Source organism: Qipengyuania oceanensis, assembly GCF_009827535.1.
Lineage (GTDB): Bacteria > Pseudomonadota > Alphaproteobacteria > Sphingomonadales > Sphingomonadaceae > Qipengyuania_C > Qipengyuania_C oceanensis.
Map to the genome: position 1 here is coordinate 146,324 of NZ_WTYN01000002.1, position 13,001 is coordinate 159,324.

The following is a 13,001-nucleotide window of genomic DNA, read 5'->3' on the forward strand; positions in this document are numbered from 1 at the left end:
TCAGAAACTGTATTTGTACACGCGACTTATGTCGCCGTTCCATTCACCGTGATACTTGTCGAGCAGGCGCTGCGCCGGGACCTTGCCGCTGGCGACGATCTCGTCGAGCGTTTCAAGGAAGCCGGTTTCGTTGTCGCCGCTCTCGTTCAGGCGCGCGCGGGCCGACAGTCCCTGTCTCGCGATCGCGAGCACGTCCCGTGCGAGGTCCTGCAGCCGCCCGCCCCCGGGGATGGGTGCATCGAGAGCAAGCCTCGGCACGGTATTGCGCAGCTCTTCGCGCTCTTCCAGCGACCAGTCCTTGACCAGTTCCCAGGCGGCATCGAGAGCGGCATCGTCGTAGAGCAGGCCGACCCACAGCGCGGGCAGGGCGCAGATGCGGCTCCACGGGCCGCCATCGGCACCACGCATTTCGAGGAAGCTCTTGAGGCGAACTTCAGGGAAGGCTGTCGAAAGATGATCCCACCAGTCGCTCTGCGTCGGTTTCTCGCCCGGCAGGACGGATAGCTTACCCTCGAGGAAGTCGCGGAAGCTCAACCCCGCGGCATCGATGTATTTCCCGTCACGGAAGACGAAGTACATCGGCACGTCGAGCATGTAATCGACGTAACGCTCGTAACCGAAGTCCTCGTCGAAGACGAAGGGGATCATGCCGGTGCGGTGCGGGTCGGTGTCCGACCAGATGTGGCTGCGATAGCTGAGGAAACCGTTGGGCTTGCCTTCGGTGAAGGGGGAATTTGCGAACAGCGCGGTGGCGACCGGTTGCAAGGCCAGGCTGGTGCGGAACTTCTTCACCATGTCCGCCTCGCTGCCGTAATCGAGGTTCACCTGGATCGTGCAGGTACGCAGCATCATGTCGAGGCCGAGGGTGCCGACCCGCGGCATGTGCCGCATCATGATCTCGTATCGACCTTTCGGCATGATCGGCAGCTCGTCGCGCGTCTTGTCGGGCCACATGCCGAGGCCGAGGAAACCGACGCCGCAGCGCTCCCCGATCTTCTTGACCTGGGTCAGGTGGCGGCCGGTTTCGGCGCAGGTCTGATGGAGGTTCTCGAGGGGTGCGCCCGACAGTTCGAGCTGGCCGGCGGGTTCGAGGCTGACCGTGCCGTCGTCGCCGCCCATGGCGATGACCTTGCCGTTTTCCTCGATCGGATGCCAGCCGAAGTCCTGCAAGTTCAGCAGGATGTCGCGGATACCGCATGGCTCGTCATAGGCGGGCGCGTGGTGATCGTAATCCTTGTAGACGAGCTTTTCGTGCTCGGTCCCGATGCGCCAGGCCTGCCTGGGCTTCTCCCCGTTCGCCATCGGCGCGATGAGTTGATCGCGCGACTCGATAACCGGATCGTCAGCGTCCGAGATGCCCCTTGTGCTCATGCCGGTGGCATTAGGAAACCGAATGCGGCGTGCAAAGCTATTTCGACCAATCGCCCTTGGCGGCCATCCAGGCGGCGGTCCCAGCGATCGCGGCGGTCTCGCCGCGCAGGATGCGCGGACCGAGGGTGATGGGGTGGGCATTGGGGTGCGCCCGAATCGCCTCGCGCTCGGCGTCGTCGAAGCCGCCTTCGGGTCCGATCAGCAGGGCAGCGGGGGGTGGATGACTCGCAAACTGGTCGAGCGCCGGGGCGCCGCCGGTCTCGTCGGCGAAAAACAGCGCACGGTCTGCCGGCCAGTCGCGCAGCAACGCGTCGAGCTTTGCCGGCGAGGCGATTTCGGGAAGTGCAGTCCGCGCGCATTGTTCGGCCGCCTCGGTCACGATGGTCCGGGCCCGGTCGAGGTTGAGCTTGTCGGCTACGCACCGCCGCGTCACGACCGGCTGGATCAGGGCGGCTCCGAGTTCGGTCCCCTTCTCGAGGACGAGGTCGAAGCGATCCTTCTTGAGCAGGGCCGGACACAGCCAGAAGTCCGGCACGGCCTCCCGCACCCGCAGCCGCTCGCCGACTTCGAGCGTCACCTGCCGCTTGCCGACCTCGCGCGCTCTCGCCACCCATTCGCCGGTGAGGTCGTCGCACAGGATGACCGCGTCACCTTCGCCGAGCCGCATGACGCGGGCGAGATAGCTCGCCTGGTTCCCGTCCACCGTCACCATGCCTCCCTCGGCCAGTTCCTCGGATACGAACAGGCGCGGCGCGCTTTTCGGGGGCCAGGCGGGCGTTGCGGGCATGGCTTCCCTGTTGGCCATCGGGACGGTAGGAGGCAAGCCATGTCCGCCCAGGATATCGTTCCCGACACCCAGCATCGCGGGCTGGTCGCGCGTCTGCCGCAGCTGCCGCGCGATCTTGCGCAGCTGGCGCGGTTCGACCGGCCGATCGGCTGGTGGTTGCTGTTCTGGCCCTGCGCCTGGGGCGTCTGGCTAGCAGGGGGCGGCGCGCAATGGCCGCTGGTCGCGTGGCTGCTCGTCGGCAGCATCGCGATGCGCGGCGCGGGCTGCGTCTACAACGACATCGTCGACGCCGATCTCGACCGCAAGGTGGCGCGCACGGCGAGCCGCCCGGTCGCGAGCGGGCGCGTCTCGGGAAAGCTGGCATGGATCTGGTTGCTGGCGCTGTGCGCGGTGGGCCTGGTCGTCCTCCTCCAGCTGCGGTGGGAGGCGCAGCTCGTCGCCCTGGCGAGTATCGCGCTGGTCGCCGCCTATCCTTCCATGAAGCGGATCACCTGGTGGCCGCAGGCCTGGCTCGGCATGGTCTTCACCTGGGGGCTGCCGGTCGGCTGGGCCGCGCTGCGCTGGGACAATTGGGACGTGCTCGCCGCCATGTACGCGGGCGCGGTGTGCTGGGTCATCGGCTACGATACCATCTACGCGCTCCAGGACCGCGAGGATGATGCGCTGGTCGGCATTCGCAGTTCGGCCCTGCGCATGGGCGCGCGCGTCAAGGCCGGGGTGGGTATCTTCTACACACTGTCGGTCGCATCATGGGCGCTTGCCTTCTGGTTGTATCGAGCGGACTGGATCGCGTTGCTGGCGCTGGTTCCGGCCGCGCTTCACCTGCTGTGGCAGGTCTCGACGCTCGATCCGCAAGACCCGGACAATCCGCTCGCCCGCTTCCGATCCAACCGCATGGCGGGCGCGCTGGTCGCGGCCGCCTGCTTCGTGGTCGGCAACGCCTGATGTGCAATCTCTACCGCATGACCAAGAGCGCGTCCGAAGTCGCCAAGTGGTTCGAGGCGATCGACGGGCTGGGCGGGGCCAATTTCGGCTCGGAGGTCTATCCCGGTTATCCCGGTGCCGTGGTCGCCGAGGGGATCGTCAAGCAGATGACCTGGGGCTTCCCGTTGCAGATGAAGGGCAAGCAGGGTCAGCCACTCAAGCCCAAGCCGGTCAACAACGCGCGTACCGACAAGCTCGAGAGTTTCTTCTGGCGTTACAGCTTCGAAGAACGGCGCTGCCTGATCCCTGTCACCGCATGGGCCGAGGCCGAAGGGCCGAAGGGCGGCAAGACGCGCACCTGGCTCACCCGGCCGGACGCGGACCTGTTCGCGGTCGCGGGCGTCTGGCGGCAATCGGACGAATGGGGCGAGGTCTATTCGATGGTGATGACCGATGCCTGCGGGGCCGCGGCGGAATGCCATACGCGCATGCCGGTGTTGCTCGCGGGCGAGGATCACACGACCTGGACGGACGGCTCGCCGCAAGAAGCCCTGGCCTTGTGCAAGCCTTGGGAAGGCGATCTCGTGCTCGATCGCACAGAAGAACCCTGGGCGGGCGGGGCAACGCAGGCACGACTCCTGTGAACAAACCGGCGCGGGCGCTTTACCTGCAACCCGCCAGTTGCATGATTGGCGCATGGCCGACCCGTTCCATGCCCTTGCCGACCCGACTCGCCGATCGCTTCTCGATCGGCTCTACGCCGGCGGCGGGCTGACGCTGCGCAAGATGTGCGACGGTCTGCCGATATCGCGGCAGGCCGTCTCCAAGCACATTCGCGTTCTCGAGGAAGCGGAACTGGTCGTCGTGGTTCCGCGCGGGCGCGAAAAGTTGCACTATCTCAATCCAGTCCCGCTGGCGAAGATCGCCCATCGCTGGATCGGCAAGTTCGAGGACGTGCGGATCGATGCACTGGCGGACTTGCGCGACTGAGCCGGCTTTAGCGCCGGAAACAGCGGCTCCCTGACGATCGGGTCGAACATCACGAATCTCCCGCGTAACTGACGACCTCGAATTCGATGCCGTCCCAGTCGAAGAAGTAGAACCGCTTGCCCGGCTCGTAATCGTCGTGGCCGAACGGCGCGAGCCCGTGCCTGATCACGACTGCCTCCGCCGCGTCGAGGTCGTCGACCAGCAGGCCGACGTGGTTCAGCGGTTCGCCTTTCTCGTATCGCCCGACCGGGTGGTCGTCGGTGTAGAGGGCCAGATAGGTTTTTTCCTCGCCCAAATGGATGGTCATTCCGCCAGCCGACGCCTTGCCGCTCCAGCGCTCGTGCCAGCCGAGCATTTCGGCGAACAGCGCGGCACTGCGCCGGTTGTCGCTGACGGTGAGATTGACGTGTTCGATCTGGCCTTTGGGCATAGTTGCACTCCTTGTCTTGCCGGCTCCGTCGAGACGAGGAACCTTCGGCGAGTCGGTGTGCTTGCCTTTGTGCAACCTCAAGCTAAGTTGAGGTCAAGCTTGCAGATTCCGATGAGGATGATCGATGAAACCGAACGAAGCGCTGACGATCGGCGACCTGGCGCAGCGCACCGGGCTGTCGGTGTCGGCGATCCGCTTCTACGAGGACAAGGGTCTGGTGGAGCCGTTCCGCACGGCGGGCAACCAGCGGCGCTACCTGCGATCGGACATTCGCCGGCTCAGCTTCGTGCTCATCGCGCAGCGGCTGGGGCTGGCGCTGGGCGAGATCGAAGCCGAACTGAAGAAGCTGCCGATGGGCCGCAACCCGACGGCGCGAGACTGGCGACGGATCAGCCTCTCCATCCGCAAGACGATCGACACGCGGATCGATGAACTGCAACGCACGCGCGACAATCTCGACGGCTGCATCGGCTGCGGCTGCCTCAGTCTCAGGAAGTGTACGCTCTACAATCCGGGTGATGCGAAGGGAGCCGAAGGGCCCGGCCCGCGCAACGTGCTCGCCTGAGCCCGGTGGTCAGCGTTCCGGACCGAGTTCCGGATCGAGGTCGCGCGGCCGGGCGAAATGCACGAGCTTGCCGCAGCCGTCCTTGATGTCGGCCCAGTCGTCGATCGCCAGTTCGAACACGGCGAAGGTCGCCGTCGGAAACTTGGTCGCCGCTTCGTCGAACAATTCGTTCTCGTTCGATGGCGAGACGAGCGCGAAAAGCATTTCCTGCAACCCCGGATTGTGGCCCGCGAGCAGCAGCGCTTTCGCATCGCCACCCTGTTCGCGGATGACCTCGGCGATCGTGTCGGAGGTCGCGAGATAGAGACGTTCGTCGAACTCGGGCTGCTCGTGCGGGAAGGCATCGGCCATGGTCTGCCTGACGCGTGCAGCCGGGCTGGCGACGATCCGGTCCCAGCTGATGCCGTGATCCTCGATATGCTGACCGATCAGGACCGCGCCGCGCCGCCCGCGGTCGTTGAGCCCGCGATCGTAATCGCGATTGCCCATGTCGTCCCAGTCCGACTTCGCGTGGCGCAGGAGGCCGAGGATCTTCACGTGGCGCTCTGTTCCCATGATTGGTCGACCGGGGGGCCGACTTCGCTCTCGACGACAGGCGAAACACCTTTGCCGACCCGTTGTAAAGCCTCCTCGAGCGTCAACCTGATGACGGGGGTCCCCGACGGGAAAGCGCTCAACAGGCGGCTGGGGAAGGCGGGCGACAGCATGACGAAGTGGCCGCGGTCGTCCTTGCTGCGGATCAGCCGGCCGAATGCCTGGGCAAGGCGTGCGCGGATCAGCCGGTCGTCATAGGCGCTGCCGCCGTTCGCCGCGCGCCGCGCCCGATGGAGAATATCGGGTCTTGGCCAAGGCACCTGTTCCATCACCACGCAGCGCAGCGATTCTCCCGGTACGTCCACCCCGTCGCGCAAGGCATCGGTGCCCAGCAACGAAGCGCGCGGATCGTCGCGGAAGATGTCGACCAGCGTGCCGGTATCGATCGGATCGACGTGCTGCGCATAAAGCGGCAGGCCCTCGCGCGCGAGCCGGTCTGCAATGCGGCCATAGACCGCGCGCAGGCGCCGGATGGCCGTGAACAGACCCAGCACGCCGCCGTCCGATGCCTCTATCAGCTTTGCATAGGCGCCGGCGAGCGCGGGCAGATCGCCCTTGCGGATGTCGGTGACGATCAGCACTTCGGCGCGGTTGGCATAGTCGAACGGGCTTGCCGCGTCAGCACAGCGCGGCGCGAGCTCGATGTGCGGTGCACCACTGCGCGCGATCGCGGTCTCCCATTCGATGCCGTCCTCGCCGCGATCGCACAGGGTTGCGCTGGTCAGCATGACGCCATGCGAAGGTTCGAGCACGACCTTGGCGAAGGGCTTCATCGGGTCGAGCCAGCGGCGATGAATGCCGATATCGAACTCGCGCGCCTCCGAACGATCGACAGCAAGCCAGTCGACGAACTCCGGGTCGGCGGGGCCACCCATCCGTGCGAGCAGCGATTCCCAGGCGGCCAGCAGGTCGATCCGCCAGGCGAGTGAGTGGCGCGCACCGTCGATCCGCGCACGACCTTGTGCGTCCAGCCAGTCGGGCGGTTCGGCGACGATCGCCTCCAGCCGCACGGCCAGTTTGACCAGTGGCTGCCGGATGGCGGCGAGCGCGCTTTCGGCCTGGCCGGCCAGTTCGACGAAATTGCCCTCGAGCCCGCTGGCCTCGGTCTCGATACCGTAACCTGCCTCCTGCCCGCCGCTCTCGTCGCGAGCGTAGGTCAGCGCGCGCACCGCGCCGAGCAGCGCTTCGATCGGGCCGGATGGCGCATTCTCGCCCAGCCGTGCGAGCCAGCCTTCCGACGGAAGGGCTTCGGCAGCGGTGACCGCCGCCTCGACGGCATCGCCGCCTGCCTCGTCATAGCTCGCCACATCGGCCAGCCGGGCCGCCAGTCCGCGCCGTCTCCCGCGAGAATTGCGCTCCGGCCCGATGATCCAGCGGCGCAGTTCGATCGTTTCCTGCCCGGTGAGCGCTGCGGAAAAGGTCGAATCCGCCGCGTCGAAAACATGATGGCCCTCGTCGAACACGATCCGGGTCGGGCGCTGGGCGTGATCGCGCCCTCGTGCCGCGTTGACCATGACGAGTGCGTGGTTGGCTATGACGAGATCGGCCTGCGCGGAAGCGCGCGCGGCGTGTTCGATGAAGCATTTGCGGTAATGCGGGCAGCCCGCGTAGACGCATTCGCCGCGCTGGTCGGTAAGCGCCTGGATACCGCGCTTGCGGAACAGCGTACCCAGCCAGCCGGGCAAGTCGCCGCCGATCATGTCGCCGTCCGCGCTGTAGGCAGCCCAGCGCGCGACCAGCTGGGCCAGGATCGCGGCCCGACCGCCGAAACCGCCCTGCAGCGCGTCTTCGAGATTGAGCAGGCAGAGGTAATTCTCGCGGCCTTTGCGCACGACGACCGGACGCGTGCCGTCGGGCCGCCGGTCGGGCCACGCACGCCTCGCTTCGGACTTGAGTTGCCGCTGCAGGTTCTTGGTAAAGGTCGAAACCCATACGGTCCCCTGGGAGGCTGCCGACCAGAGCGATGCGGGGGCGAGGTAGCCGAGCGTCTTGCCGATGCCGGTGCCTGCTTGCGCCAGCAGCATGTGCGGACGCCCGCGCTCGGCCCGGGGGGCGAATATCGATCCGGCCGACTTCGTATAGGCGACCTGGCCCTGCCGCTGTTCCGCACCTTCGCCGGTCAGACGGGCGAGCTGCGCGGCGGCTTCTTCCTCGTCGATCATGACCTGGGCAGGTTGCGGGCGCTCGGCCGTTTCCTCCCACTCGGGCAGGCGCGAGAATAGCCATTTCTCGGCCTTCGCCGGTTTTTCGACGAAGGGCACCAGCAGCGGCGCCCAGGACCAGCGCATCCGCAGGAGCGACTGGAGTGTGGACCACGCCCCTTCGCGCTCGTCCCATTCCCGGCGCTCGCAGCGGGTCAGCAGTGCGGAGGCTGCCTGCTGGAGCAGGGCAGGGACCTCGTCGTCGCTAGCCGGTTCTTGCATATCGAGCGCGTGGGCCATCCCCTTCGCGGTGGGCACGCAAAACTTCGCCGGGTGAACGAAGGCGAACAGTTCCAGCAGGTCGAGGCCGGACAGGTCGGGATAGCCGAGCCGGTTGGCAACCAGCGGCGCATTGAGCAGCAGCACCGGTGTATCCGCCGCCGCCATGATCGCCTCGCCCTTGGAGCAGCCCCTGGTCTGGCCACTGCCATCGCGCAGCCAGGTGCCGGCATGGCTGGCATGGAGGGCGGGCAGCGTAGGCGGTTGGCTGTGCGCGGTCACTCCGCCGCTATGGAAAGGGCGGAACGAAAAGTAAACGCCAGCCTCGAACCAGCCCGTGGACTGTGCCGTCAGGCGGCTGTCCTGTACCGCTGCCACTGCTCGTGCATCGCAGCGAACCGCCTGGCCTCGTCGGCATAGCGACGGATTGCGCGTTCTATCCCGCGCGATGTTTCCGCGAGCCGATCGTCGCCGAACAGCGGAGCCGTGCCGGCAAGATCGTGGGAACCCCTGGCAATGCGTTCCCAGTCGATCGGCACGCCGCCGCTCGACGCTTCGTCGAGCCGTGCGATGAAGCCGTCGCGCTGGGTCTCGTACAGTTTCTCGAGATCGCGCAGCAGCGCCTCCTCGTCGAGGATCGCAGCATTGCGTGCGCACTCGCGGCAAGCGGCTTCGCCTGCCGACGTTTCCATCGGTCCCATTCGTGATTTCCCTTCCGTCCAGCGCGCATTAGCTGCCGGCTCTGCGGTCTCTCAATCGGTGGAATCACCTATGTTGGTAGTAACCTTGCCGAGGCCTGGCGGAGGCTTTCGCGCTTGCAACATTTGCACCCTTGGGCAAAAGCCGCCGACCATGAGCGATACCGAACTGATGCAAGCCGCCCGAGACTCCAAGGCCTGGCCGTTCCAGGAGGCGATGCGGCTGGTCAAACGCTATCCCGAAGGCAAGCCGGGTGGCGAACCAGTGCTGTTCGAGACGGGCTACGGCCCCTCGGGCCTGCCGCACATCGGTACCTTCCAGGAGGTCTTGCGCACGACGCTGGTGCGCCGTGCCTACGAGGCGATCATCGGCGCTAGGCCCGAAGACGGCAAGACGCGGCTGGTCGCCTTCTCCGACGACATGGACGGACTGCGCAAGGTGCCCGACAACATCGCCAACAAGGCCGTTCTCGAGGCAAACCTGCACAAGCCGCTTTCGCGCATTCCGAGCCCCTTCGGCGACGAGCACGAAAGTTATGCCGCGCACAACAACGCGATGCTGCGCGAATTTCTCGACCGCTTCGGATTCGATTACGAATTCGTCGCGTCCTCCGACCGCTACAATTCCGGTGCCTTCGACGAGGCGCTGCGCCAGGTCCTGCGGCACAACCAGGACATCCTCGACATCATGCTGCCGACGCTGCGCGAGGAGCGGCGGCAGACCTACTCGCCGATCCTTCCGATCTCGCCCGCCACGGCCCGGGTGCTGCAGGTTCCGGTGGAAGTGGTCGATGCCGATGCCGGCCTGATCCGCTTCACCGACGAGGACGGCACGGTCGTCGAGCAGAGCGCGCTCGGCGGACAGGCCAAGCTGCAATGGAAGGTCGACTGGGCGATGCGCTGGTACGCGCTCGGCGTCGATTACGAGATGTACGGCAAGGATCTCACCGACAGCGGCATCCAGTCGGGCAAGATCGTCAAGGTGCTCGGCGGGCGCAAGCCGGAAGGCCTGATCTACGAGATGTTCCTCGACGAAAAGGGCGAGAAGATTTCGAAGTCTAAGGGCAACGGGCTGACGATCGAGGAATGGCTCGAATACGGCAGCGACGACAGCCTCGCCTTCTACATCTTTCCCAACCCCAAGAGCGCCAAGCAATTGCATGCCGGGGTGATCCCGCGCGCGATCGACGATTACTGGCAGTTCCGGGCCAATCTCGCCGACCAGCCGCTCGACAAGCAGCTGGGCAACCCGGTGTGGCACCTGGCACGGGTGAACGGCGGCTTCCAGGGCGCGGAAGCGCCTGGCGCGGGCGATACGCTGCCGGTCACCTTCGGCTTGCTGCTCAACCTGATCGGCGTGCTCGGCGCCGAAGCGAACAGGGAACAGGTCTGGTCCTACCTCGGCAACTATGTCGAGGATGCCGATCCCGACGCCCATCCCGAGCTCGACGCGCTGGTGACCAATGCGCTGGCCTACAACCGGGAATTCGTCGCTCCGTCGCTGGTCAAGCGGGCTCCTGCGGCCAATGAAGCGGCGGGTTTGCGCGCACTGGATGCCGCTCTGGCGGATGCGGCTCCGGACACGAGCGCGGAAGATCTTCAGACGATCGTCTACGAAATCGGAAAAGACGAGGCATTGTCTTTCGATAATTTACGCGATTGGTTCCGGGCTTTATACGAAACGCTCCTCGGTTCGGCGCAGGGGCCGCGAATGGGCAGTTTCATCAGCCTGTACGGCATCGACAACACGCGCAAGCTGATCGCGGAGGCGCTCGACCGGGAGTAGGATCGAGAGGGTCGCATGAAGTCGAAGTCTGACTACGATGGTTCGGTCCCGGATATACGCTCCCCGGGAGACGCCGCGAACGTGGAGATGGACGCACTGCGCGTCGATGCGGCACGCCTGTTCGTCCAGACCAGCGAGCAATCGCGCATGGCGATGTGCCTGTCCGATGCACGCGCACCCGATTTCCCGATCGTCTATGCCAATCGGTCCTTTGCGAACCTGACCGGCTATTCGGTACCCGATGCGGTGGGTCGCAATTGTCGCTTCCTGCAAGGTCCCGAAACCGATCCGGAGGCGGTAACACGATTGCGCGGGCTCATCGAACGGGCCGAGTATGGCGTGGTCGACATCCTGAACTACCGCAAGGACGGCAGCAGCTTCTGGAACGCCGTTCACATCGGCCCGATCTTCGGCGATGCTGGCCAGCTCGAATATTTCTACGGCTCTCAATGGCATATCAGCGAAGTTGTCGCCAATCGCGAGACGCAGCTTCCGCAGGACCGGATCGCGCGCGAGTTGCGGCACCGGACGGACAACCTGTTTGCGGTCATATCCGCCATCGTGCGCCTCAGCGCTCGGGGTTCGGATGACGTCGCGAGCCTGTCCGAGAAGCTGACCCAGCGGATCGCCGCCTTGGGGACTGCGCATCGGATTTCGATCGACAGCGAAGCCCGCTCTGACCAGGAAAGCGATCTGAGGACGCTCGCCCGGGAAATCCTGGCGCCCTACGCGAACGACAACACCAGGCGTATTGCCATATCGCGCGAAGACGTCCTGCTGCCGTCGAAGGCGATCACGCCGATCGGCCTCGCCTTGCACGAGCTTGCGACAAACGCGCTGAAGTACGGATCGCTCAGCGTTGCGGGCGGCGAACTCGACGTGTCGTGGCACACCGAGGACAACCTGTTGCGGATCGTCTGGAGCGAGCGGGGCGGGCCGACCGTCGTAGAGAAACAGGCTTCGCCATCCGATCGAAAAAGCGGCAGCGGCTCGCGCATCATCGCCGGTGTGCTGGGCAGCCTTAAGGGCACGATCGACTTCGACTACCGTCCCGAAGGCCTGCGCGCGGACCTCTGTATTCCGGTCGACTAGACCTCGCGCACGGCGCGGTTAGTTCCACTTGCGCGTGCGATACCACTTGGTGATGACGTATTTGACGCCGCGGATCACCGGTGTTCCGGCGTGCATCGTGTCCTCGTTGGGCGATCCGTCGGGAAGCGCATTGTTCCAAACCAGCAACACGCCGGGCTTGGGGTCGATCTTGATTCCGACTTCCGTGAAATGCGTTTCGCCGCCTTCTTCGACCTCGTTGAGGAACGCCATCGTGGTCCAGCAACGTTGCCCGCCGCGCTTTCGCTCGAGCTGCCAGTAGGTCTCGCTCGTGTAGAACCAGTCGTTGTGCGGCTTGAACTGCTGGCCGGGCAGGTATCGCTGGCCCTGGATCGTCTCTCCCGTGATCGGGTTGACGCCAAGCAGGTCGTCGATCCTTCTCGAAATGCTCCGGATGAAACTGTCTTCCGGGTCGAAATCTCCCGAATAGCTCGTCCTGAACCCGGTCGCGTAAGCGTCGTCGTCGAACAGCTCGCTCGGCCGGGCAACCTGGTCGATCATGGTGATCAGCCGCTTGCATTCGTCGGCGTCGAGGAAATCGCCGATGGCGAAGATTTCCGCCTTGTCGGTCGGTATCTTGTATGCCTCGGGATTGGCTTCCAGCCTGGCGCGGACCTGGGCGCCGACGCGCTTGAGAGCATCCTGGTCGGGAATGATGGTTTTCGATGCCATGCCAGACCGATAGCAAAGCGTGGACACATCGCAACGCCGAGCTTGCCGGTCCAACGTCCGATGCTAGTCTTTCGTCGATCAAATCGAGAGGATCTGACGATGAGTGCTGCTTCGCAACGACGTTATTCTACCGGTGCCATGGTGTTCCACTGGCTGATCGCCATCGCGGTGATCGCGAACTGGTGGATCGCCGAGCAAGCGCACGACCTGCCCCAGGCTGAACGCGGCGCACTGATGGGGTGGCACTTCACCATCGGCATTACGATCCTCATCCTGACGGTGCTGCGGATCGTCTGGCGAGTGACCCATCCGGTCCCACCCATGTCCGATCGTCACGCGGGGTGGGAGCGGTTCCTCGCCCGGGCCACCCACACCCTGTTCTACATCCTGCTGATAGGACTGCCGCTCGGTGCATGGATCGGCCTGTCGGGATATGACTCTGCGATCAGCTTCTGGGGTCTGTTTTCCATTCCGGCGCTTCCCGTCGGGTTCGGCGAGGAAACCGGGCACGAAATCCTCGAACTGCACGCCAGCGGCGGCACGTTCATGATGATTCTCGTCGTGCTTCACGTACTCGGTGCGCTGAAACACCAGTTCATCGATCGCGACGGCGAACTCTACCGGATGCTACCTTTCGGCCAGCCGAAGGGCTGA

General features: G+C 65.2%; 14 protein-coding genes. 7 read left to right on the forward strand and 7 right to left on the reverse strand.

Features of this window, described 5'->3' with window-relative positions; all coding sequences use genetic code 11:
* Both GRI48_RS11370 and GRI48_RS11375 read right to left on the reverse strand, forming a co-directional pair.
* Complete coding sequence (locus tag GRI48_RS11370; RefSeq protein WP_160676098.1) at window positions 1-1,371, reverse strand: glutamate--cysteine ligase; 1,371 nt, start codon at window positions 1,369-1,371, stop codon at window positions 1-3.
* A gap of 37 nt (window positions 1,372-1,408) precedes the next feature.
* Window positions 1,409-2,158 (reverse strand): 16S rRNA (uracil(1498)-N(3))-methyltransferase, encoded by a 750-nt coding sequence (locus tag GRI48_RS11375; protein ID WP_160676101.1) that lies wholly within the window; start codon window positions 2,156-2,158, stop codon window positions 1,409-1,411.
* 39 nt (window positions 2,159-2,197) lie between these two features.
* Here GRI48_RS11375 and ubiA point away from each other — a divergent pair, with 39 nt between their 5' ends.
* From ubiA to GRI48_RS11390, 3 genes are read left to right on the forward strand one after another with little or no spacing between them, the layout of a single operon-like run.
* On the forward strand, window positions 2,198-3,103 hold the full coding sequence (ubiA, locus tag GRI48_RS11380) for a 4-hydroxybenzoate octaprenyltransferase (protein ID WP_160676104.1): 906 nt from the start codon (window positions 2,198-2,200) through the stop codon (window positions 3,101-3,103).
* On the forward strand, window positions 3,103-3,726 hold the full coding sequence (locus tag GRI48_RS11385) for an SOS response-associated peptidase (RefSeq protein WP_160676107.1): 624 nt from the start codon (window positions 3,103-3,105) through the stop codon (window positions 3,724-3,726). Before ubiA ends, GRI48_RS11385 begins: the two co-directional genes overlap by 1 nt.
* Before the next feature lie 52 nt (window positions 3,727-3,778).
* Complete coding sequence (locus tag GRI48_RS11390) at window positions 3,779-4,072, forward strand: ArsR/SmtB family transcription factor (RefSeq protein ID WP_160676110.1); 294 nt, start codon at window positions 3,779-3,781, stop codon at window positions 4,070-4,072.
* A gap of 49 nt (window positions 4,073-4,121) precedes the next feature.
* Here GRI48_RS11390 and GRI48_RS11395 read toward each other — a convergent pair whose 3' ends face one another.
* The gene (locus tag GRI48_RS11395) at window positions 4,122-4,502 is read right to left on the reverse strand and encodes a VOC family protein (RefSeq protein WP_160676113.1); all 381 of its coding nucleotides are present in this window, start codon (window positions 4,500-4,502) and stop codon (window positions 4,122-4,124) included.
* Between the two features lie 124 nt (window positions 4,503-4,626).
* Here GRI48_RS11395 and soxR point away from each other — a divergent pair, with 124 nt between their 5' ends.
* On the forward strand, window positions 4,627-5,067 hold the full coding sequence (gene soxR, locus GRI48_RS11400) for a redox-sensitive transcriptional activator SoxR (RefSeq protein ID WP_160676116.1): 441 nt from the start codon (window positions 4,627-4,629) through the stop codon (window positions 5,065-5,067).
* 9 nt (window positions 5,068-5,076) lie between these two features.
* Here soxR and GRI48_RS11405 read toward each other — a convergent pair whose 3' ends face one another.
* The 3 genes from GRI48_RS11405 to GRI48_RS11415 all read right to left on the reverse strand — a co-directional run bounded on the left by GRI48_RS11405 (window position 5,077) and on the right by GRI48_RS11415 (window position 8,782).
* Window positions 5,077-5,604 carry a histidine phosphatase family protein gene (locus GRI48_RS11405; RefSeq protein WP_160676411.1) on the reverse strand — a complete coding sequence of 176 codons (528 nt, stop codon included), beginning with the start codon at window positions 5,602-5,604 and terminating at the stop codon, window positions 5,077-5,079.
* On the reverse strand, window positions 5,601-8,336 hold the full coding sequence (locus GRI48_RS11410; RefSeq protein WP_160676414.1) for an ATP-dependent DNA helicase: 2,736 nt from the start codon (window positions 8,334-8,336) through the stop codon (window positions 5,601-5,603). Before GRI48_RS11410 ends, GRI48_RS11405 begins: the two co-directional genes overlap by 4 nt.
* Before the next feature lie 95 nt (window positions 8,337-8,431).
* The gene (locus GRI48_RS11415; RefSeq protein WP_160676119.1) at window positions 8,432-8,782 is read right to left on the reverse strand and encodes a hypothetical protein; all 351 of its coding nucleotides are present in this window, start codon (window positions 8,780-8,782) and stop codon (window positions 8,432-8,434) included.
* 151 nt (window positions 8,783-8,933) lie between these two features.
* Between GRI48_RS11415 and GRI48_RS11420 the strand changes: the two genes are divergently transcribed.
* Both GRI48_RS11420 and GRI48_RS11425 read left to right on the forward strand, forming a co-directional pair.
* Window positions 8,934-10,565 (forward strand): lysine--tRNA ligase, encoded by a 1,632-nt coding sequence (locus tag GRI48_RS11420; RefSeq protein WP_160676122.1) that lies wholly within the window; start codon window positions 8,934-8,936, stop codon window positions 10,563-10,565.
* A gap of 15 nt (window positions 10,566-10,580) precedes the next feature.
* On the forward strand, window positions 10,581-11,657 hold the full coding sequence (locus GRI48_RS11425) for a PAS domain-containing protein (RefSeq protein ID WP_160676125.1): 1,077 nt from the start codon (window positions 10,581-10,583) through the stop codon (window positions 11,655-11,657).
* 18 nt (window positions 11,658-11,675) lie between these two features.
* On the opposite strand, the gene GRI48_RS11430 is transcribed toward GRI48_RS11425, so the two are convergent.
* Entirely contained in the window at window positions 11,676-12,347 is a 672-nt protein-coding gene (locus tag GRI48_RS11430; RefSeq protein WP_160676128.1) for a prolyl hydroxylase family protein, read from the reverse strand.
* 99 nt (window positions 12,348-12,446) lie between these two features.
* Between GRI48_RS11430 and GRI48_RS11435 the strand changes: the two genes are divergently transcribed.
* Window positions 12,447-13,001: a cytochrome b gene (locus tag GRI48_RS11435; protein ID WP_160676131.1), complete on the forward strand. Its 555-nt coding sequence runs from the start codon at window positions 12,447-12,449 to the stop codon at window positions 12,999-13,001.